This is a genomic window from Prevotella sp. CAG:592 (assembly GCF_000436015.1).
GTDB classification, from domain to species: domain Bacteria; phylum Bacteroidota; class Bacteroidia; order Bacteroidales; family Bacteroidaceae; genus Prevotella; species Prevotella pectinovora.
In genome coordinates, this window is sequence record NZ_FR892558.1 from 14530 (window position 1) to 36667 (window position 22138).

19 protein-coding genes are annotated in these 22138 nt (G+C 43.1%); 12 read left to right on the plus strand and 7 right to left on the minus strand.

Going from position 1 to position 22138, the window contains the following annotated elements; all coding sequences use genetic code 11:
• The first annotated feature begins 34 nt into the window (after positions 1 to 34).
• The 12 genes from QVO99_RS04550 to rho all read left to right on the plus strand — a co-directional run bounded on the left by QVO99_RS04550 (position 35) and on the right by rho (position 15056).
• Complete coding sequence (locus tag QVO99_RS04550; protein ID WP_022316417.1) at positions 35 to 898, plus strand: 3'-5' exonuclease; 864 nt, start codon at positions 35 to 37, stop codon at positions 896 to 898.
• Positions 892 to 2133, plus strand: coding sequence for a bifunctional phosphopantothenoylcysteine decarboxylase/phosphopantothenate--cysteine ligase CoaBC (coaBC, locus tag QVO99_RS04555; protein ID WP_022316418.1), 1242 nt, complete (start codon positions 892 to 894; stop codon positions 2131 to 2133). Before QVO99_RS04550 ends, coaBC begins: the two co-directional genes overlap by 7 nt.
• 38 nt (positions 2134 to 2171) lie before the next feature.
• Positions 2172 to 3080, plus strand: a complete 909-nt coding sequence (locus QVO99_RS04560) for a DUF4835 family protein (protein ID WP_022316419.1) — start codon at positions 2172 to 2174, stop codon at positions 3078 to 3080.
• Positions 3081 to 3153: 73 nt separating this feature from the next.
• The gene (gene recN, locus QVO99_RS04565) at positions 3154 to 4815 is read left to right on the plus strand and encodes a DNA repair protein RecN (RefSeq protein WP_022316420.1); all 1662 of its coding nucleotides are present in this window, start codon (positions 3154 to 3156) and stop codon (positions 4813 to 4815) included.
• Between the two features lie 63 nt (positions 4816 to 4878).
• Entirely contained in the window at positions 4879 to 6558 is a 1680-nt protein-coding gene (locus QVO99_RS04570; protein WP_022316421.1) for a tetratricopeptide repeat protein, read from the plus strand.
• 145 nt (positions 6559 to 6703) lie between these two features.
• Entirely contained in the window at positions 6704 to 7117 is a 414-nt protein-coding gene (locus tag QVO99_RS04575) for a 2-amino-4-hydroxy-6-hydroxymethyldihydropteridine diphosphokinase (protein WP_022316422.1), read from the plus strand.
• On the plus strand, positions 7114 to 8406 hold the full coding sequence (locus QVO99_RS04580) for a M64 family metallopeptidase (protein ID WP_022316423.1): 1293 nt from the start codon (positions 7114 to 7116) through the stop codon (positions 8404 to 8406). The genes QVO99_RS04575 and QVO99_RS04580 overlap by 4 nt, the downstream gene beginning before the upstream one ends.
• Complete coding sequence (locus QVO99_RS04585; RefSeq protein WP_022316424.1) at positions 8403 to 9071, plus strand: tetratricopeptide repeat protein; 669 nt, start codon at positions 8403 to 8405, stop codon at positions 9069 to 9071. Before QVO99_RS04580 ends, QVO99_RS04585 begins: the two co-directional genes overlap by 4 nt.
• Positions 9072 to 9479: 408 nt before the next feature.
• A complete protein-coding gene (locus tag QVO99_RS04590; protein WP_022316425.1) occupies positions 9480 to 10082 on the plus strand; it encodes a riboflavin synthase in 603 nt (200 codons plus the stop codon).
• A 137-nt stretch (positions 10083 to 10219) separates the two neighbouring features.
• Positions 10220 to 10831 (plus strand): ribosome biogenesis GTP-binding protein YihA/YsxC, encoded by a 612-nt coding sequence (yihA, locus tag QVO99_RS04595; protein WP_022316426.1) that lies wholly within the window; start codon positions 10220 to 10222, stop codon positions 10829 to 10831.
• 126 nt (positions 10832 to 10957) lie between these two features.
• A complete protein-coding gene (gene abc-f, locus QVO99_RS04600) occupies positions 10958 to 12751 on the plus strand; it encodes a ribosomal protection-like ABC-F family protein (RefSeq protein WP_022316427.1) in 1794 nt (597 codons plus the stop codon).
• Positions 12752 to 13004: 253 nt separating this feature from the next.
• On the plus strand, positions 13005 to 15056 hold the full coding sequence (gene rho, locus QVO99_RS04605; protein ID WP_022316428.1) for a transcription termination factor Rho: 2052 nt from the start codon (positions 13005 to 13007) through the stop codon (positions 15054 to 15056).
• Positions 15057 to 15297: 241 nt separating this feature from the next.
• Here the strand turns inward: rho and QVO99_RS04610 are convergent, their stop codons facing one another.
• The 7 genes from QVO99_RS04610 to serC form a co-directional block, all read right to left on the minus strand.
• Complete coding sequence (locus QVO99_RS04610) at positions 15298 to 15825, minus strand: 30S ribosomal protein S16 (RefSeq protein WP_022316429.1); 528 nt, start codon at positions 15823 to 15825, stop codon at positions 15298 to 15300.
• A gap of 154 nt (positions 15826 to 15979) precedes the next feature.
• The gene (locus tag QVO99_RS04615; protein ID WP_022316430.1) at positions 15980 to 16654 is read right to left on the minus strand and encodes a lipocalin-like domain-containing protein; all 675 of its coding nucleotides are present in this window, start codon (positions 16652 to 16654) and stop codon (positions 15980 to 15982) included.
• Between the two features lie 83 nt (positions 16655 to 16737).
• Positions 16738 to 17544 (minus strand): MBL fold metallo-hydrolase, encoded by an 807-nt coding sequence (locus QVO99_RS04620; protein WP_022316431.1) that lies wholly within the window; start codon positions 17542 to 17544, stop codon positions 16738 to 16740.
• Between the two features lie 357 nt (positions 17545 to 17901).
• Positions 17902 to 18489, minus strand: coding sequence for an IMPACT family protein (locus QVO99_RS04625; RefSeq protein WP_288176962.1), 588 nt, complete (start codon positions 18487 to 18489; stop codon positions 17902 to 17904).
• 112 nt (positions 18490 to 18601) lie between these two features.
• Complete coding sequence (locus QVO99_RS04630; protein ID WP_022316433.1) at positions 18602 to 19849, minus strand: DUF1015 domain-containing protein; 1248 nt, start codon at positions 19847 to 19849, stop codon at positions 18602 to 18604.
• A gap of 44 nt (positions 19850 to 19893) precedes the next feature.
• Complete coding sequence (locus QVO99_RS04635) at positions 19894 to 20814, minus strand: NAD(P)-dependent oxidoreductase (RefSeq protein WP_022316434.1); 921 nt, start codon at positions 20812 to 20814, stop codon at positions 19894 to 19896.
• A gap of 127 nt (positions 20815 to 20941) precedes the next feature.
• A complete protein-coding gene (gene serC, locus QVO99_RS04640; RefSeq protein WP_022316435.1) occupies positions 20942 to 22009 on the minus strand; it encodes a 3-phosphoserine/phosphohydroxythreonine transaminase in 1068 nt (355 codons plus the stop codon).
• Positions 22010 to 22138: the final 129 nt, after the last annotated feature.

The following is a 22138-nucleotide window of genomic DNA, read 5'->3' on the forward strand; positions in this document are numbered from 1 at the left end:
ATATTAAATTAACCATAACACACATAATATACAGATGAAACTGAATCTGACAAGGCCACTCGTAGTGTTCGATCTTGAGACTACAGGACTCGATATAGTGAGAGACAGAATTTTCCAACTATCATATATAAAGGTATATCCCGACGGAAAAGAAGAGAGGGAGAATATCTTTGTGAACCCAGGAAAGGAGATTCCACAGGAGGTGGTTGAACTGACCGGCACATCAAACGCCGATGTGGCAGACAAGCCCACATTCAAGGCCCTAGCCCCGGAACTGGCAGAGAAATTCGCAAACTGCGACTTCGCCGGTTTTAACTCCAACCACTTTGATCTGCCGATGCTCGCTGAGGAATTCTACCGTGCAGGCATCAACTACGACTTCAGCCAGTGCAGACTAATCGACGCCCAGACGATATTCCACAAGATGGAGCGCCGTAATCTGGCTGCAGCGTACAAGTTCTATTGCGGAAGGAAAATGGAGGACGACTTCGACGCCCACCGCGCCGACCAGGACACTGAGGCTACATATCGTGTGCTCATGGGAGAACTCGACATGTATGCGCCTGGGAAGCAAGAGGAAGAAGAACGCCAGCTGGAGAACGACATGGACGTTCTGGCACAGTTCTCAAAACAGAACGACAACGTGGACTTCGCCGGACGCGTAGTATGGAAGGAAATGAAAGACGCCAACGGACAGCCTATGCTAGACACCGACGGCAAGCCCATGAAACAGGAGGTGTTCAACTTCGGCAAATACAAGGGAGTGCCCGTTGAAGAAGCATTGCGCCGCGATCCGGGTTACTACAACTGGATGCTCACAAGCGACTTCACGAGCGACACCAAGCAGGTACTGACACGCATCAAGATGAGAGATCTGAGGAGGGGGCAAGGATGCTGAAAGGAAAGAAAATCGTTCTCGGCATAACAGGTAGCATCGCGGCATACAAAGCATGCTACATCATCCGTGGACTGATAAAGGCTGGGGCAGAGGTTCAGGTCGTGATAACGCCATCAGGCAAGGAGTTCATCACTCCCATCACGCTGTCGGCACTGACCCACAAACCGGTCATCAGCGAATTCTTCTCTCAGAGAGACGGCACCTGGAACTCACACGTAGACCTCGGTATCTGGGCCGACGCCATGCTCATAGCACCATGCACGGCATCAACGATTGGAAAGATGGCAAACGGCATTGCCGACAACATGCTCATCACCACATATCTCTCGATGAAAGCACCAGTGTTCGTAGCTCCCGCCATGGACCTCGACATGTATCGCCATCCGTCAACACAGCAGAACATGAATACGCTTCTGGGCTATGGCAACCATATCATCGAACCCAAGAGCGGATTTCTTGCCAGCGGACTTGAGGGCAAGGGCAGAATGGAAGAGCCGGAAGAGATAGTGAGACAGCTCGACGCATTCTTCGAAGACAATGACAACGCGTTTGAAGACACGTGCCACACTCCTGCCTGCAAGGAAGGACTGCCACTCAAGGGCAAGAAGATAATGATTACCGCCGGACCTACATACGAGAAAATCGACCCTGTGCGCTTTATAGGCAACTACTCAAGCGGCAAGATGGGCTTCGCCCTGGCTGAAGAATGTGCGAGAAGAGGCGCTGAAGTAACGCTTATCGCCGGACCAGTGACGATGAAATGTTCTGACATGATAAAAAGAATCGACGTTGAGAGCTGCGATGAAATGCATAAGGCAGCCACAGAATGCTTCGCCAGCCAGGATGCAGCGATATTGTGTGCGGCAGTTGCCGACTTCAAACCTAGCCACGTGAGCGACAGGAAGATAAAGCGTGAGCACGACAACCTCGTGATAACGCTAAGTCCGACCCACGACATTGCCGCCGCTCTCGGCAAGGCAAAGCAGGCTGGACAGAAGCTGATCGGATTTGCACTGGAAACCAACGACGAGGAGATGAACGCAAAGAAGAAACTTGCGAAGAAGAACCTTGACTTCATAGTGCTCAACTCCACACGCAATGAAGGCACCACTTTCAGAAGCGATGACAACATGATTTCCATTATTTCGCCAGACGGCAAGAAGGATTATCAGAAAAAGCCGAAGACAGAGGTGGCAAGCGACATCGTAGACGAGATGGAGAAACTTTGGAAATGATGATTTCTCTAACAAAAAGACATAAACCACTACACATCATGAGAATACGACTGATTTGTCTGTATGCACTGCTCATCGTGGCAACGGTATCCGCCGGAGCACAGGAGCTGATAGCCAAGATAACTATCAACCACAACCAGATACAAGGCACCGATGCCAGCGTCTTCGACAATCTGAAGGAGACGCTGGAGCAGTTTGTCAACGACAGGCAGTGGACGGATTATCAATTCCAGAAAAACGAAAGAATCGTGTGCAACTTCAACATAACGGTGACTAAATACGACCAGTCATCGAACAAGTTCACATGCAATGCACTAATACAGGCAAACAGACCGGTATACAACTCGGCATATAACACTACCTTATATAATAATAAGGACAACGACTTCAACTTCGAGTTCGCACAGTTCGACCAGCTCAACTTCAATGAAGAACAGATAGACAACCAACTGACGGCTCTATTCGCCTATTACGCCTATCTCATCATCGGACTCAACCTCGACAGCTTCTCACCAATGGGAGGTGAAGACATACTGCAGCGCTGTATGAACCTCACCAACAATGCCCAGAACCTGAACTTCACGGGATGGAAATCATTTGAGACCGACAGAAACAGATTCGCCATCATAAACGACTACCTCGACGGAGCGATGAAACCGTTCAGACAACTGCAGTATGACTACTACAGAACTGGACTCGACGAAATGGCAAACAATGTGGAACGCGGAAGGACGAACATCACCACCGCTCTCGAAACCAATCTCAAGAAGGCTCATGACGACAAGCCGCTGAGCAGTCTGCCTGCTATATGGACTGACTTCAAGAAAGACGAGCTGGCAAACATCTATAAGGGCAAGGGCACGCAGAAGGAGAAAGAGGCCATATACGAACTGCTGTTCTCCATCAACCCATCGCAGAACAACTCGTGGGAAAAGATAAAAGAATGACAAGGAGGAAGATTTTCAAATGATTTTCTTACCGAATATACTCTCTATTTAACCACTTTAGCAGAAAACAGAAATGCTGAAACAACTATATATCAAGAATTTCGCACTCATAGACACGCTCGATATGGAATTCTTTCCTGGGTTCTCTGTGATAACAGGAGAAACAGGAGCCGGAAAAAGCATCATACTCGGAGCCATAAACCTGCTGCTCGGACAGAGAGCTGACTCCAGACAGATAAAGAAAGGAGCTGACAAATGCGTAATCGAAGCTCATTTCGACCTCTCGAGATACGACATGAAAGCGTTTTTCGACGAGAACGACATTGAATATGATGCCAACGACACCATACTGCGAAGGGAACTTCTGGCTTCAGGAAAGAGCAGGGCATTCATCAACGACACACCGACATCACTCGCCATTACGAGAAAACTCGGCGAACAGCTCATCGACATACACAGCCAGCACCAAAACCTCATGCTAGGCAACGAGGACTTCCAGCTGAAAGTGCTCGACATTATGGCACAAAATGCAATATTACTTGAAGAATACCACTCGGCATACGACAAATTGCAGAAAGCGCGCAACAATGTGGCTGAAGCAAAAAGGGAAATGCAGAAAGCCATAGAGAACGAGGAATTCTACAGATTCCAGCTAAATGAACTGCAGGCTGCAAATCTGCAACACGGAATGCAGGAACAACTGGAAGCAGAACAAGAAAAGCTGAACCATGTGGAAGACATAAAAGGCACACTGTACCAAGTGGACGTCATGCTGAACGGGAACGGCGAGAGAAGTCTCGTAGACGACATACGCGAAGCTGCAAGGACGTTGGCTGGCATCAGCAACGTGTATCCCGAAGCTGCCGGCATGGTAGAGAGAATGGAGGACTGCCATATAGAACTGAAAGACATAGCACAGGAAGTGGGGGCAAGCATGGACGGAATAGAGATAGATCCGGAGAGACAGAAACAGGTAAACGAAACCCTCGACATGATTTACTCACTGGAACAGAAACACCACACGGACTCCGTGGACAGGCTCATAGAAAAAAGAGACGAACTGGAACAGAAGATCCTCAACATTGACAATGGTGACGAAAGACTGAAGGAACTGGAACAGAAACTCTCCGAGGCTAATGCAAACTGCAAGGAAGTGGCTGGCAGACTGACGGCAACAAGACGAAAGGCAGCGACAACGGTGGAGAGAGGAATGAAAGACCGGTTAGTGCCTTTGGGAATACCAAAGGTGAGATTCAGCATAAGCATCGAACCGAGAGAGTTCCAAAGAGACGGCTGTGATGCCGTGGCATTTCTATTCAGTGCCAACAGCAGCAGCGACATGATGCCTATTTCACAGGTGGCATCAGGAGGAGAAATCGCAAGAGTGATGCTCTCGCTGAAAGCCATGATCAGCAACGCCGTGAAACTCCCGACAATCATCTTCGACGAGATTGACACAGGAGTGAGCGGAAAGATTGCCGAAAAAATGGCACTGATAATGCAGGAAATGGCCCAAAGCGAAAGACAGGTGATAAGCATCACCCATCTGCCACAGATTGCTGCAAGGGGAACTACACACTACAAGGTGTATAAGGAAGAAACGGAGAACGGAACTGAAAGCACAATGACAAGACTCAATGATGAGCAACGCGTAAATGAGATAGCGCAGATGCTGAGCGGATCAGACATCACCGATGCAGCAAAGCATAATGCCAAGGACCTGTTGGGAGCATGAAATGCCCGTAAACCCGTTTGCTTGGCAAGAAGAATCCCTTATCAATCCGTCAACAAATATAAAATGAAACATATAACAATTTTCAAACTGATATTCTCATTGGCAGCATTAATTCTGCCAGCAACAGTAAAAGCACAGTCGGCAGCCGTAAAGAAAGCATCGGAAAGCGTGTTCACGCTGACCACATTCAATGCGGACGGAAGCATACATGCCACAAGTCATGGAGTGTTCGTAGGCAAGAGCGGTGAAGCAATAAGCAACCTGAAACCATTCTTAGGCGCCAGCAAAGCTGTAGCAATCGATGCAAAAGGAAACAAGAAGGACGTAACACGCATCTTGGGACTGAACGATATTTATGATGTGGTGAAATTCAAAGTGGATGGCAACACGAAACCTGCAGCCATCGCCAACACTGCAACTACGCCAGGCGGCAAACTGTGGCTTCTGCCCTACTCCAACAAAAGTGCGAAACCAGAAGCAGCGACAGTGAAGAGTGTGGAGAAATTCATGGATAAGTTCTCATACTACATCTTCGACTATTACGCAAAGGAGACAACTGAAGCTTGCCCGTTCGTCAACGACAATGGTGAAGTGGCAGGACTGTTGCAGACATCAACGACATCGACGGAAGCTCACGCCACAGATGCAGCCTTCATAATGCAGCTGACAACAAGCGGACTGTCGGTCACCGATGACACATACAGGAAAATAGGTATACCTGCAGCATTGCCAACGGAAAAGAACCAAGCCATGCTGGCTCTGATGCTCGCCACACAGAGCAACGACTCCCTGAAGAGCGAGGCGACAACAAGCGACTTCATAACCGCCTTCCCCACCCTTGCAGACGGCTATGTGGCAAAGGCTGAAGCTGAGGTAAACAGAAACGACTTTGAAGCAGCACGCAAGACAATGGAGACAGCTGTGGACCGCACAGAACCCAAAGACGAAATCCATTACAACTACGCAAAGCTGATGTATATGAAGGAGTTGTACAGAAGCGATATCGCCTACGCCCCATGGAGTCTTGACAAGGCCATCGACGAAGTGACAAAGGCTTACAGCATAAACGCGCTGCCAATATACAAAGATCTGGAAGGACAGATCCTCTTCGCCAAGAAAGACTACCAGAAGGCTTATGATACATTTATGGCGCTTACAGACAGCAAACTGAAAAACGGCGATCTGTATTACAATGCAGCTCAATGTAAGGACATGATGAAGGCTCCTGACACAGAAGTGCTCGCATTGCTCGACAGCGCAGTGAACAACATCGACACGCTCAACGTGAAAGAAGGCGCAAAATATTTCATCATGAGAGGCGACGTATATAACAGGATGGAGAACTACCGTCAGGCAGTGTTCGACTATACACGCTACGAGGTGATTGAAGGAAAAAGACAAACTCCCCAATTCTACTACGTCAGAGAACAAGCTGAAGTTAAGGCAAAACTCTTCAAACAGGCACTGTCAGATATCGACATTGCCATATATCTAGCCCCTGATGAAACATCCTTCAAGGCTGAAAAAGCATCACTGCAACTCAGACTCAACCTTATCAGCGAAGCCATGCAGACTGCTGAACAATGTGTGAAAGAAGCTCCTGACTATTCAGACGGATACCTCATCCTCGGACTGGCACAGATAAACTCCGGCAAAAAGGAGGAGGGACTGGCGAACCTCGACAAGGCAAAAAATCTGGGCAACAGCCAGGCTACTTCACTGATAGAGAAATACAAGAAATGAAAACAGTATTGATTGACAAGAAACAATAACGAGAAATGCGGTTCTGTAGATTCCACATCCAACTACAAGAGGATAGAATTATCACTTGAACATGGACATGAAATCTACAGGACCGATTCCAGGACCTTATACTAATACGAAAAGGATGGACAAAGGAACAAGAATCATCGTCTCAATAGGCAGCAACTTCAACGCCAAGGAGAATATCACACTGGCAAAGCGGAAACTGGCTTTCATGCTGGGCAACGATACCGTGTTTACCAAAGAAATGTGGACAGACCCCATTGGAATAGAATCGGAGAAGTTTATCAACTGCATCTGTTTCTCCACGACGAAGCATACGTTGTCGCAAATCACGAAAGCATTCAAACAACTAGAAAAACGATGTGAGAGAAGCAAGAAGAATGACTTGATGAACAGAATAACTCTCGACATCGATATTCTGATGTATGGAGAAACGAAACTGCACATAGACGATTGGAACAGAGACTATATCAAGACTCTGATGAACGACTATGACAACAACAAGGAATTATTCATTATCGACAAGACACTATGACAAAAAAGCTATTATTACTCTCAGTCGTGGCTCTTGGATGCCAGACGACATCATTGAAGGCACAAGACTTCAACAAGTATTTCACAGAAAACACCCTGAGAATAAACTGTATCTTCGGAGGTAACGCCAACGAGCAGCATATCTTCGTGGACAACATGAATTCCATTCCAGGATGGTATGGAAGAAAGACAAGACTCGGAGAGTTTCCGGTGGAGGGAAACGCTCAATTTGAAATGAGAGACCACAAGACAGGAAAGGTGATTTACAGAAACTCCCTCTCTACCCTCTTCCAGGAATGGCAGACATACGACGAGGCCAGGACATCAAACAAATCGTTTGAAAATGTCATCCTCATGCCTATGCCTAAAGATTCCGCCGAAGTGACCATCAAACTGAAGAACAACAGGAGAGAAACCGTGGCTTCAATCACTGAGACCATTGCCCCCAAAGACGTGCTGATAAGCAAAAAAGGCAGTCACCCTACGCCATACGACGTCATTCACAAGGCTGCAGACACCTCAAACTGCATCAACATTGCCTTCCTTGCAGAAGGATATACAGAAACCGAAATGGAGAAATACATCAATGATGTCAAGATTGCGACTGACGCAATCTTCGCTCACGAACCATTCTTGGAATACAAAGACAGATTCAATGTCATTGCTGTGAAGTCGGTATCAGAAGAGAGCGGGACGAGTGTACCGTCCAAGGGCATATGGAAGAACACTGCATTGGGATCCAACTTCGACACTTTCCACAGTGAGAGATACCTTACGACACTGAACCTGAAAAAGGTACACGACTGGCTCGCTGGTACTCCATACGAACATATTATCATATTGGTAAACACCGATGTTTATGGCGGAGGAGGTATACTGAACTACTATAACCTGAGTTCCACAGGACACAAATCATTCAAGCCTGTCATCGTACACGAGTTCGGACACAGCTTCGCAGGACTCGCAGATGAATACGCCTACGATTGGGAAGAGATTCCGATGTTTCCTCTCGACGTAGAACCATGGGAGGCCAATATCACCACCCTTGCCGACTTCAAAGGCAAATGGGAAAGCCTCATAGAGAAAGGAACTCCGATACCTACACCTGAGACAAAAGACGAAAAGAAGGCAAAAAACAAAGTGGGATACTTTGAAGGAGCTGGATACAGGACCAAAGGTGTATACAGAGGGGTGCAGGACTGCCGTATGAGAACGAACGCCTGCAAGGAATTCTGCATCGTATGCAAAAACGCTCTCACAAAACTAATTAAATTCTATACTGGAGAATGAGAGGCATCAGAACTCTGATCATCTTCATGTTCATCACTGCTGTCTGCAACACAAGACTGCCAGGACAAACAGTCAATGGCATGCCTGACAAAGAACAGCTGACAATAGCACTGGAATACTTCAGCAGCGGCAAATACATCGAGGCGCGAAATATACTGACGCGCCTCGATAAAAGATACAAGCTGAACCCCAGGTTCAAGGCGTATATTGGATTATGCTTCTATTATACCTGGGAATATGACAAAGCCTGCAGATACCTTGACCCGTATATAGCAGACCTGGAAGTTTATGCCCCACACGAAAGAAGCGTGTACTTCTTTGCAGATGCAGAAAGCCATTTCCTGCTCGAAGAATACGACAGGGCCATACCGCTATATGAGAAAACGCTTACCGTATGCTATGGCAAAGAAAAAGGCGATGTGTTCTTCAGGCTAGCCTACTGCTATATGAACAGCAAAGAATGGCAGAACACTCTCGATTGTCTAGACTCCGCATTATCATTTTATGAACAATTCGGATATCCGGAAGACAAAAGCGCAAGAGTGATTCAGATACAGAAGATGATTGCAGGATGCAAGAAAAAACTCAAACAAGGAAACAAGACAAACAAAGATAATGTAAAGCAAGAAAACACGACTGAAAAAACAAAGATGAAATGCGATTGAAACATAAGTGTATCATGAGAGAAGACAAAACAATTTTCATGTCTTGTTGTAAATGAAAAGCAAAATTTAATGCAAATAATTTGCAATAAGAGAAAATAGCATTATCTTTGCAACACGAAAGAAATACAAAAGAAATAGACCGTATCGGTTCGATCGGGATACTCATCAATAATAAAACGAAAACCGAGATGATTTCTTTTGCTAATGGCGGGCCACATTCCCCAGCAATGAGGATAGCTGTAAAGCCGGTGGATTACAAAGGCGGAGAACTCTCAAATCTTTCTAGCTCGGAGTTTCATCACATCATCGGTGCGGTCTTTTTTTAAATACAAAAGCGGTGGCACTTCGTCAAGACACGAAACACCGCTTTTCTTCTTGAAATTTTAAATCATAAAAACTTTTATAAATATGTTCTCAGGAATAGTAGAAGAATTCGCTACTGTGACCAACATACACAGATATGGTGGCAATATCGATTTTACACTCACATGCTCATTTGTAAACGAACTCAAAATAGACCAAAGCGTATCTCACAACGGTGTATGTCTGACCGTAGTGGAGATAAAGGACAATACATACACCGTGACGGCTATGAAAGAGACACTTGACAGAACGAATCTCTCACTACTCGAAGTGGGAGACAAAGTGAACGTGGAGAGGTCGATGATAATGAATGGAAGACTCGACGGACATATAGTGCAAGGACATGTTGACGAGACAGCAAAGTGCATCGACATGAGAGATGCCGACGGCAGCACATATTTCACCTTTGAATACAAGAACAACAAAGAGATGGCACAGCGTGGATATTTTACAGTGGACAAAGGTAGCGTAACGGTGAACGGAGTGTCGCTCACGGTTTGCGAACCAACCGACAATACCTTCACTGTCGCCATCATACCATACACAAGGGAAAACACGAATTTCTGCGATATACAGGTGGGAACAGTGGTAAACATCGAGTTTGACATTCTCGGCAAATATATAGCAAGGCTGAAACATTTTGACTGATAATGTTTCATGTAAAAAAAGTGAAGCAAAACGACACATAAAGCCTAATCATGAAAACCATACGAAGGAGTCTATGATAAATTGCCATACCCTACACATTTTTTCATGACAGGACAATAACAGAGAAAAACATAAACATGGAAATAAACAAATCGGAATTCGTCATAAGCAGTGCTGAGACAACCAAATGTCCAAACGACAACAAGCCGGAATACGCATTCATAGGCAGAAGCAACGTTGGCAAATCTAGTCTCATAAACATGCTCTGCAGACACAAAGGATTGGCCAAGACATCTGCCACACCAGGAAAGACCCTGCTCATAAACCATTTCATAATCAACAATGAATGGTATATAGTTGACCTGCCCGGATACGGATATGCCAAGAGGTCCAAGACCGTGCAACGTAAGCTCGAACAGATGATACAATCATATATCCTGCAGAGGGAACAGCTTGTAAATCTATTCGTGCTTATAGACATCAGACACGACCCACAGAAAATTGACACCGACTTCATAACATGGTTGGGACAAAGCGGCATACCATTCTCTATAATCTTTACCAAGGCTGATAAAATAGGAAACATGCAGAAGGCGCAAAAAGCAGCCAACAAATATATGGACACCCTAAAAGAAACATGGGAGGAACTGCCTCCCTATTTCGTGACAAGCAGCGACAAGGCTTTGGGAAGAGACGAAGTGCTCGACTACATTGAAGGAATAAACCGGGAATTGACAACAGAAGATTAATATTTGATGAGCATACAAACAAACGAGTTGACAAGACATTACTCAGAAAAACGACAACAAACATAAAATGGTGCGTCAACTTGTCTACTCGTCAATTTGACTATTCGTTTACTAAATACACACACTATGGCAAGTCAGAAACCTTTTCTTGACGTACAGAACCTGACAAAGACATTCGGAGCACAGGTGATTTTCGACAATATATCATTCAGCATTGCAGAGGGACAGAAAGTCGGACTAATAGCAAAAAACGGAACAGGAAAATCCACACTGCTATCCATACTGACAGGCAAAGAAGACTACGATGCGGGAAACATTGTATATAGCAACGGAATAAAAGTAGGATATCTGGAACAATCGCCGACCTTCGACCCAAACGAAAGCGTGCTCGACGCATGCTTCAACCACGACGGCAAAGAAGAAAAGATACTCAAAGCGAAACAGATTCTCACACAACTGAGGATTGCCGACCTCAACCAGCCTATGGGACAACTAAGCGGAGGACAGCAAAAAAGAGTGGCGTTAGCTAATATACTCATCAACGAACCCGACATGCTCATTCTGGATGAACCTACCAACCATCTCGATATAGAGATGACAGAATGGCTAGAAGGATTCATCGGCAGAGGAAACAAAACGCTGCTTATGGTTACACACGACAGGTTCTTCCTCGACAGAGTATGTTCCATAATACTGGAACTCGACGACTTCACCATATATAAATATAAAGGCAACTACAGCTACTATCTGGAAAAGCGACAAGAGCGGATAGACAATATGAGAACTGAAGTGCAGAGAGCTAACAACCTTTATAAAAGGGAACTGGAATGGATGAGAAGAATGCCGCAGGCGAGAGGACACAAAGCGAAATACAGAGAAGACGCATTTGTAGAGCTTGAGAAAGTGGCAAAACGGAAAATCGAAGAAAGACAACTCCGACTCAAATCAAGCAATGTTTATATCGGAAGCAAGATATTTGAATGTCAATACGTGTCAAAGGCTTTTGATGACAAAGTGATACTCAAAGATTTCTACTACAACTTCGCCAGATACGAAAAAATGGGTATAGTCGGAGACAATGGAGCAGGGAAATCAACATTCATAAAACTTCTGTTAGGAAAAATACAGCCAGACTCAGGAAAATTTGACATTGGAGAAACTGTGAAATTCGGGTACTTCTCACAGGAAGGACTCAAATTCAATGAAGAACAGAAGGTGATAGACGTCATAACAAACATAGCTGACTATATAGACGTGGGAGGCAAGAAACATTTGTCAGCATCACAATTCTTGCAATATTTCCTTTTCACACCAGAACAGCAACACAACTACGTGTATAAGCTAAGTGGAGGAGAAAAGCGAAAACTATATCTTTGCACGATACTGATGGCAAATCCCAACTTTCTCGTACTCGACGAGCCAACAAACGATCTTGACATCCAGACACTACAAGTGCTTGAAGAATACCTTGTGGACTTCCCCGGTTGCGTTATCGTAGTAAGCCATGACCGTTATTTCCTCGACAAAACCGTAGACCATCTACTTGTATTCAAAGGAAATGGAGAGATAAAGGATTTTCCAGGAAACTACACCCAATACCGTGATTGGAACAGCATAATAACATCTGAAGAAAGAGAAAAGAAGGAAAAAGAGAAAAAAGTCACCGTACCCTCAAAACATAAAGAAAGCCAACAAGGAGGGAAAAGGAAAATGACTTACAAGGAGAAATGCAAATATGAACAACTGGAAAAAGAAATTACAGAGTTGGAAAAAGAACAGAGACACATAGAAGAAGCTCTCAACTCAGGCACACTAACTGTGGATGAACTGACCAATAAGAGCATCAGATTCTCTGAAATTAAGCAGATAATTGACCAAAAGTCATTAGAATGGCTCGAATTGGCTGAGATTGAAGAATAAAACAAAAATATAGATTTCAACACGACAAACATAGAGGATTCTATAAATTGATTTCAAGTCGCGTCTGAATATAATGATATTTACGACATGACAAGGAACCGCAAGTTAAATTTGGTTAACCAATAGGTAAATTACCAATTAACAAAGCAAATGTTTGAAGAATGTTTTGTATATTTGCAAAATCATTAGAAACACCCTTTGTTTCTGTTTTTTTGAAACGAAAATCATATAATTTTTTCACACATAATTTATTATGTATAGCAAAGACGAATTACTATCGAAGGATATCTCCGAATTGGAGGATATTGCTAACAATATTGGAGCACAGACCACTCCGTCTGACTCAAAAGAGGTTATTGTATACACTATCCTGGACAAACAGGCTGAAGTGGAAGGCAACAAGAATCCTCTTGGCACAAAACGCAAAAGAACAAGGATAACGAAAAAGGAAACTGACAAAGTTTATTCAGTCAAAGGTGCTACTGGGGAAAACTTCGACTTAAAGAAAAGCAAGACGACACCAGCAACCAGCCAATTGCCGCTTTTTGAGGAGCCTGTTGCCGACAGCAAAGACTCTAAGTCTGCAGAAACAGAATCGGCAGAAGAGGCCACTCCTAAAAAAAGGACAAGAAGGACAAAAGCCCAGAAACAAGCTGATGAACTAGCAAAAGAAGCTGCTGAGACCATTCAGGAAATTGCAGAAATGAAGCCAACTCCAGAATCAACCGAGACTGAAGAAAATCAAAATATAGGTGAGACAACAGAAACCATCGCCCCTTTGTCAGCAAACGAAGAACCAAGCATGGAAGAGCCCTCAATATCTAAGAAAACAGATAACACAGACGACATCATGACCGCCACACCTGAGGCACAGTTCGCATTAAGCGACAACGACAGCGAAGACGGTGATATACAGGCTGACCTTATTGCACAGCTTCAGGCGAAAGTGAATGCCCACAACGAGAAAATTGATGAGTCATATGAAGCAGGGATTGCAGAAAATAAAATTGACGAAGTGTGGGAAGGAGATCCTGGTGATGGTACCGACTTCATAACTATAGTAGACTTGCCAATAGAAGACCAAACAGCAATGCCCAACTACGACATGTTTGACAATCTAACCGCATCGGTTACAAATGACAATATGTTTGCAGTTGACGAGAAACAGGAGACTCAATACAATTTTGACGACATAATAACGGCAAACGGCGTATTAGAAATTATGCCTGATGGATATGGTTTCCTAAGATCCAGCGATTACAACTATTTGTCATCGCCAGACGACATATACGTCTCGAACGCACAGGTTAAGAACAACGGACTGAAGACTGGTGACGTGATAGAATGCCATGTGCGACCACCACACGATGGAGAAAAGTATTTCCCTCTGACATCAATAGATAAAATCAACGGAAGGACTCCATCAGAAGTGAGAGACAGAATGCCTTTTGAACACCTTATTCCATTATTCCCTGAAGAGAAGTTCACATTATGCGGCAACCCTGCAACAACAAATCTAAGCACGAGAATTGTAGATCTCTTCGCTCCAATAGGTAAAGGTCAGAGAGCCTTGATCGTGGCACAACCAAAAACCGGTAAGACCGTACTCATGAAAGATATAGCCAACGCTATAGCAGCTAACCATCCAGAAGCTTACCTCATGATGCTGCTTATTGATGAACGTCCGGAGGAAGTTACCGACATGGCCAGAACTGTAAATGCAGAAGTAATCGCCTCTACTTTCGACGAGCCAGCAGAAAGACACGTAAAGATAGCAGGCATCGTATTGGAGAAGGCCAAGCGTATGGTGGAATGTGGCCACGACGTAGTGATATTCCTCGATTCAATAACACGACTAGCACGTGCATACAACACTGTTGCTCCTGCAAGTGGAAAAGTTCTCACCGGTGGTGTTGACGCAAATGCCCTGCAGAAACCGAAACGTTTCTTCGGTGCAGCACGAAACATCGAAAATGGTGGCTCGCTGACCATTATCGCAACAGCTCTTATTGACACTGGCAGCAAGATGGACGAAGTAATCTTTGAAGAGTTCAAAGGTACAGGAAACATGGAGCTCCAACTCGATCGCAGCTTGAGCAACAAACGTATATTCCCTGCAGTAAACCTTGTTGCGTCAAGTACACGTCGTGACGACCTACTACATGACTCTACTACACTGGAACGCCTGTGGGTAGTAAGAAATTCCATTGCCGACATGACTTCCGTAGAAGCAATGAACACTATCGGAGAGTATATGAAGAAAACAAGATCCAACGAAGAATTCCTAATGGCTATCAATTCGTAAAAGGACTTATCAAAACTGATTATACTTCACAATAGACGAGAAAACAAGCAGAAGAGTTAATGTGAGAGTTTTCAGAATATCTGGAACTATTCAAGAAGACAATTTTCCTTGTTTTCTCGTCTTTCCTTTTATACACTCGTCAACATTAGTGTCCCTATTTTAACGGGACACTAATGACGGAAAGTCAATAAAAAAAGGAAGCCATGTGGCTTCCTTAAGTCGTTTTGCAGAAAAGAATAATTTATTCTGCCTCGTTTGAAGTCTCCTCAGCAGGTGCTTCAGATGCTTCGCTTGCCTTAGCAGCTTCAATTGCAGCTTTCTTTTCTGCAACTTTCTTGGCGATAGCTTCATTGACTTTCTTCTCCTCGGCCAAATTCTTCTCGTAAGTTGCCTTCTTTTCATTGGCGACACCATTACGAACTGAATCGAGCTTGGCTGCCTTCTCTGACTTCCAAGCGTCAAACTTAGCCTGTACAGCAGACTCGTCAAATGCACCCTTCTTAACACCACCGCGCAAGTGCTTCATCAAATAAACGCCCTCGCCTTTCAAGATGTTACGAACAGTGTCAGTTGGCTGTGCACCAACTTCTACCCAATAAAGAGCACGATCAAAATTCAAATCTACTGTGGCTGGATTAGTGTTTGGATTATAAGTACCAATCTTTTCAGTAAACTTTCCATCACGTGGAGCTCTAACGTCAGCGATTACGATGCTGTAAAAAGCATAGCCCTTACGACCACCGCGCTGTAATCTGATTTTTGTTGCCATTTAAATTTTTATTTTTAGGTTTGAATTTAATGCCATTAACTCGTAGTGGCGTGCAAAGTTAATAAAATAATATGATTTGTCGAATGTTGTTTCGTAATTTTGAGTATATTTTAACAAATATCACTAAAAAACATCAAGCATTGATTAAAATTAACTATTTCGACTTCTCTAATCTTACTCCGCATTCCATTCCCTCAACACCTGACAGGTATGAACTGATTGTGCCAAGCATAGAATTATTGTACATTGCTCCTGCAGCACTTGCAAATTTAAGGAGCTTTGTCGCATCCATGACAATCAGCAATGAATTACCGTCAATCTGTGTGGTTCCCATTATCTGCTGAATTCCACCTGAATATGTCAGTTTCACATTCTTGCCTTCAATGGTATAGGTTCCGGTGACAGTTTTCTTGGCAATTGCCTGTGTGAAATTGCCTTTCTTGTCAAAGGTCATCTTGAACTTCCCTGCCTTAATGCCATATTTGTTAAATACAGTGTTAAGTTTATTCTCAATAGCTGTTGAAACTAGCTTTCCTCCTGCTTGTTTCAGAAGGCTTGAGCTTTCAAACACCACAGCTGGTTCTTTATAAACCCACGTTCCGACAATCTTGTCAGCAGTAGCGACTTTGCTGTTTTGGAAAATAGATGTAAGCCCCTCATAAATATCTGAAAGCTTACTTCCTTCTGTCTTACTGCCGTTTTGCTTGTTTGACATTCTGTCAGCTACGTTACCCAAGATTCCACCTAGAATATTCTGAGATGATGCAACTGATGCCCCTCCAAACCACAAAGAAGCGACTACCATGGTCTTGATAAATAAATTCCTCATGTTCGTTTTGTTGTTAAATTAACTAAATAATATATGTTATAGTCCTTGTCCTGCAGGATTCATTGCTTGCTCTCGCCAGTGTATCATAACAAGTTGAAAATGCCGGTTGGCTGTCTGCGTCGAAGAATATCTACTTCTATATCGCCTCCCATACGCAAGCCATTTTCTTGAAATTCCTTTTCTATTGTCTTTCTCAATAGCTCAGGATGATTGTTCTCTTCACTTAAATGGCAGAGCCAAATGTGCTTCAAGCCTTTCATATAGCATTCACATATAGTCTGAGCGCATTTTACATTGCTCAAATGTCCATTCCCACCTGCTATTCTATCTTTAAGATATTGTGGATATGGACCATTCTGTAACATCGATTCGTCATGGTTGGCTTCCATAACCAGATAATTGCATTTTCTTATATTGTCTCGGATAGTATCTGTAATATGTCCAATATCTGTCATGAGGCCAAAAACGACGTCATGATATTCTATTGTATAGCCCACATTACCACAACTGTCATGCGGAACGTCAAAAGGAGTGATCTTGAAGTCACCAATCTCTATGGTGTCATCTCCAGGTAAGAAAACCCGTTTGTTTGCCGCATTAATTTTCTTTCGTACACAATAGTTTTTTTGTATTCCTTTGTGGACTGCTTCTGTAGCGTAAACAGGAATCTTGAAATCATTACTTATTGCCCCTACTGACTTGACGTGGTCTGCATGGTCATGTGTCACAAGTATAGCGTTGATTTTAGTAAAGGACAATCCATATTCCTGGAAATATCTTTTCATGGATCTTATACCAACGCCAGAATCCAACATTAATATAGTATTATCCGACATTAACAGATAACTGTTTCCGCTGCTACCGCTGCCAAAAGATATAAATTTTAGCATTTCGTTCGTTATTTTATTCTTTAAATGTGCAGTCTAAAACCTATATGTATTTACCTATCGAACTGCATTAATCGTGCAAAGGTACAAAGTTTTAGGTTAAATAATAAAGAAAACAAAACATTAATTGGCATTTCGCGGAAGTTTTACGCTGGAAAATATGCGACAAATGTACGACATTGGTAATAATTCTATTAAAAGTAGCTTACATTTAAATGAAAAGTAACCTATATTGGGGATATAAGTAACTGTTTTAAATGTGCAGAACAGCTATTTTTATACGCCAAAGAATGCATATTGCGACGACATTGTTTTAAAGACCAACATATCCAATGACTTTGATAGAAGTGTGCCTAAATATCATTCAAAGGACAAGCTGTTCAACTTATTTTTCAGTTCGTCTGCCTTCGATCTCCTTATTGAGAGTGTAATCGTACAGGTGTTGTCAAACTCTTGCGAAATAATCTGTGGTTCCATTGTTTTTACTACTTTCATGACTCCGTTCATCATGACATATGGGAAAGTGAATGTTATTTTTTCCTTAATGTACTTCTCTTCAATAACGCAATGTGACAATGCATCTGCAGCTGCGGTTCTATAAGCTACAATCAACCCTCCGGTGCCAAGATTTACACCTCCATAATATCTTATGACGACTATAAGAATGTCAGTGAGGTCATTTGATACTATTTGTCCATAAATCGGTTTTCCTGCGGTGCTGCTTGGTTCTCCGTCATCATTCATTTTATAGTCTGCCTTATCAGCCCCTAATACATATGCATAACAGACATGTCTTGCGTCATAATATTTTTTTCTATAGATAGATAATATTTCTCTTATTTGTGCTTGTGATTCTACATGATGGGCAAAAGCAAGAAACTTGCTGCGTTTCTCACTGTAGAAACCCTCCCCTATTGTTTTTGTGATTGTCGTGTATTTATCTTCCACTTTTAATACTGTAATTTCTTGATGACGATTATCCTTACTCTGTTTTAATCAAAAGTAGGCGCACCAATAATAAAATTATTGAGTGCGCCTTATTTAGTGTGTTCCTTGTTTCTTATGCTAATTCATGGATGATAAGTCCTGATCTGAGTTTAGGTTCAAACCATGTTGCCTTAGGTGGCATAATCTTGCCACTGTCTGCGATATCCATTATTTGCTTCATTGTTACAGGATAAAGTGCCAAAGCCATCTTCATCTCACCAGAGTCGACTCTGCGCTTAAGCTCTTCCAATCCTCTCAAACCGCCGACAAAGTCAATTCTCTTGTCGGAGCGGAAATCCTTAATTCCAAGAAGTTCGTCGAAGATAAGTCTGCTTGACACATCAACGTCGAGAACACCAATTGGGTCATTTGGATTATAAGTACCCTCCTTAGCAGTCAGACTATACCAATTTCCGTCAAGGTACATAGAGAAATTGTGCAATGCTGTCGGCTTGTACAGGTCAGTTCCCTTGTTTTCAACGATAAAGTTCTTCTCCAAGGCCTTGAGGAAATCCTCTGATGAGTAACCGTTCAAATCTGTCACAACCCTGTTGTAATCAAGAATTGTCAACTGAGAAGCCTGGAAACAAACAGCCATGAAGTAGTTGTACTCCTCATTGCCTGTGTGGTTAGGATTCTGTTTTGCTTTTTCTGCACCAACCAGAGCTGCAGCTGCAGAGCGGTGGTGACCATCTGCAATATACAAAGACGGCATTGCAGCAAATTCATTGGTAATGAGATCTATGTCTTCCTTGTCTGAAATCACCCAGAACTTATGGCCGAAGCCGTCAATAGGAGCTATGAAATCGTATTCCGGCTCTGTCTTCGCATATTTTTCAAGCAGGGCATTAAGCTTTTCGTTATCAGGATATGCAAAGAAAACCGGCTCAATGTTAGCGTTGTTTACGCGAACATGCTTCATACGGTCTTCCTCTTTATCTCTACGTGTAAGCTCATGCTTCTTGATTGTGCCGTTCATATAATCCTCTACACGAGCACCAACCACAATACCATATTGTGTCTTGTTGCCCATTGTCTGAGCATAAATGTAGTAGTGCTCTTCGTTGTCCTGAACCAGCCAGCCGTTATCCTTGAATTTCTTGAAATTCTCAGCTGCCTTATCATAAACACGTGGGTCATACTCACTTGTACCTGGCTCAAAGTCTATCTCTGGCTTTATGATATGATATAGACTCATTTCATTATCGCCAGCTTCTGCTCTTGCCTCTTCTGAATTAAGAACATCATATGGTCTTGATTCTACCTTCTCAACGAGGTTTTTCGGAGGTCTGATGCCTTTGAATGGTTTTATTGTTGCCATATCTTTATGTCAAATTTGAATTATTACAAATATGTTAGCAAATATTATTTGTTAACCTGGAACTTTGTACAACCCTCTGCAAAATAAGCATTGATCTGTTTAGCGGCTGCTATACCTGCATTAATGTTAGCCTCTGCTGTCTGAGCGCCCATCTTCTTAGGGGTGCTGAAATAACGACCTTCTGCCTTCTCTGCAAATTCTGCATCAAGATCAGGCTTGATATCTGTAACGAACTTGAGGTCTGTGCGCTCCTGCAAAAGTGCTACAAGTTCCTCTTCGTTGATAACTTCTTTTCTAGCTGTGTTAACAAGGATACCACCCTTCTTCATCTTGGAAACCAGCTCCTTGTTTATGCTCTTCTTGGTCTCGTTTGTAGCAGGGATGTGTAGTGAAACGACATCACATGTAGAGAACAACTCTTCCTGGTTGTCAACAGCATGAACGCCACTCTGCTCAATTACTTCCTTAGGACAGAATGCGTCATAAGCATAGATATCCATACCAAAGCCCTTAGCAATGCGAGCAACATTTCTTCCTACGTTGCCATAAGCTAAGATACCAAGTTTTTTACCCTTCAGCTCTGTACCAGCCTTGCCGTTGTAGAAGTTTCTGACAGCGTAAACCAATAGACCAAATACCAACTCAGCAACTGCGTTTGAGTTTTGTCCTGGAGTATTTTCAACCACAATACCCTTTTCTTTTGCGTAAGCAGTATCAATATTGTCATAGCCAGCGCCTGCACGTACTACAATCTTAAGCTCCTTAGCTGCATCAAGCACTTCTGGAGTAATCTTGTCTGAACGCACGATAAGTGCGTCTGCATTGGCTACTGCGTCAAGAAGCTGCTGCTTTTCTGTATATTTCTCCAACAATACAAGTTCATGGCCTGCATTGTCAAGCTCTGCCTTGATTCCATTAACTGCTACTGGTGCGAATGGTTTTTCTGTTGCTACTAGAATTTTCATAATTATAAGGTTTAAATTATTACACTTTAAGGTTGACTTATGATTAAATAGTCGAAAGTATTTTTTTAAATCAAAACCCATGCTTCAGTATGGAGCACGGGTTTGATTGATATTGTCTTATTCAGAATTAGTTCTGTGCTTCGAATTCCTGCATGCACTGAACGAGAGCCTTAACACCCTCTACGCTCATTGCGTTGTAGCAGCTTGCGCGGAAACCACCTACTGAGCGGTGACCCTTGATGCCGACCATGCCCTTAGATGTTGCGAAATCAAAGAACGCTTTCTCAAGTTCCTTGTACTCATCGTTCATAACGAAGCAAATATTCATGAGTGAACGGTCTTCTTTTGCTACTGTGCCACGGAACAACTTGTTGCGGTCAATTTCTGCATACAGAAGTTCTGCTCTTTCGTGCGCTCTTCTGTCCATTTCTTCAACACCACCGTTCTTCTTGATCCAACGAAGAGTCTCAAGGCAGGTATAGATAGGAACTACTGGAGGAGTATTGAACATACTGCCCTTGTCAACATGAGTCTGATAGTTCAACATCGTAGGTATCTCACGTTCAACCTTACCCAGAGCTTCATCCTTAACGATAACCAATGTTACACCAGCCATAGAAAGGTTCTTCTGTGCGCCAGCGTAGATACAGTCATACTTTGCAACATCTACCGGACGGCTGAAGATATCTGATGACATATCACCAATCAGAGGAACGTTTACGTTTGGCTCCTCGCGCAGCTCAGTACCGTAGATAGTATTATTAGTTGTGATATGAAGATAATCAACATCATCTGGACAAGTCCACCCCTTTGGAATAAAGGTGTAATTGTCATCAGCAGAAGAAGCTACTTCAACAACCTCTCCAAAATGCTTAGCCTCCTTGATTGCCTTCTTTGACCACACACCAGTGTTCAGATAGGCAGCCTTCTTCTTCAGGAAGTTACATGGAATCATACAGAATTCCAATGAAGCACCACCACCAAGGAACAGAACTGAATATCCTTCTGGAACGTTAAGCAACTCTTTAATCAAAGCTGTTGCCTCGTCAATAACTGGCTGGAAATCCTTTGATCTGTGGCTGATTTCTGCCAAAGACAAACCAATACCGTTAAAATCCAGAATCTGCTTTGCAGTGTTTTCAATTACTTCTCTTGGAAGAATTGAAGGACCTGCGTTAAAATTGTACTTCTTCATTCGAAATAATAGTTTTAGGTTAATGTTTTTCAATTGCGAAGTTACGCCTTTTATTCGAACTCGCAAAATATTTTGAAGGAAATTTCGTTTAAACTGATAAAGACTTCATCTTATTTATATAATAATGTG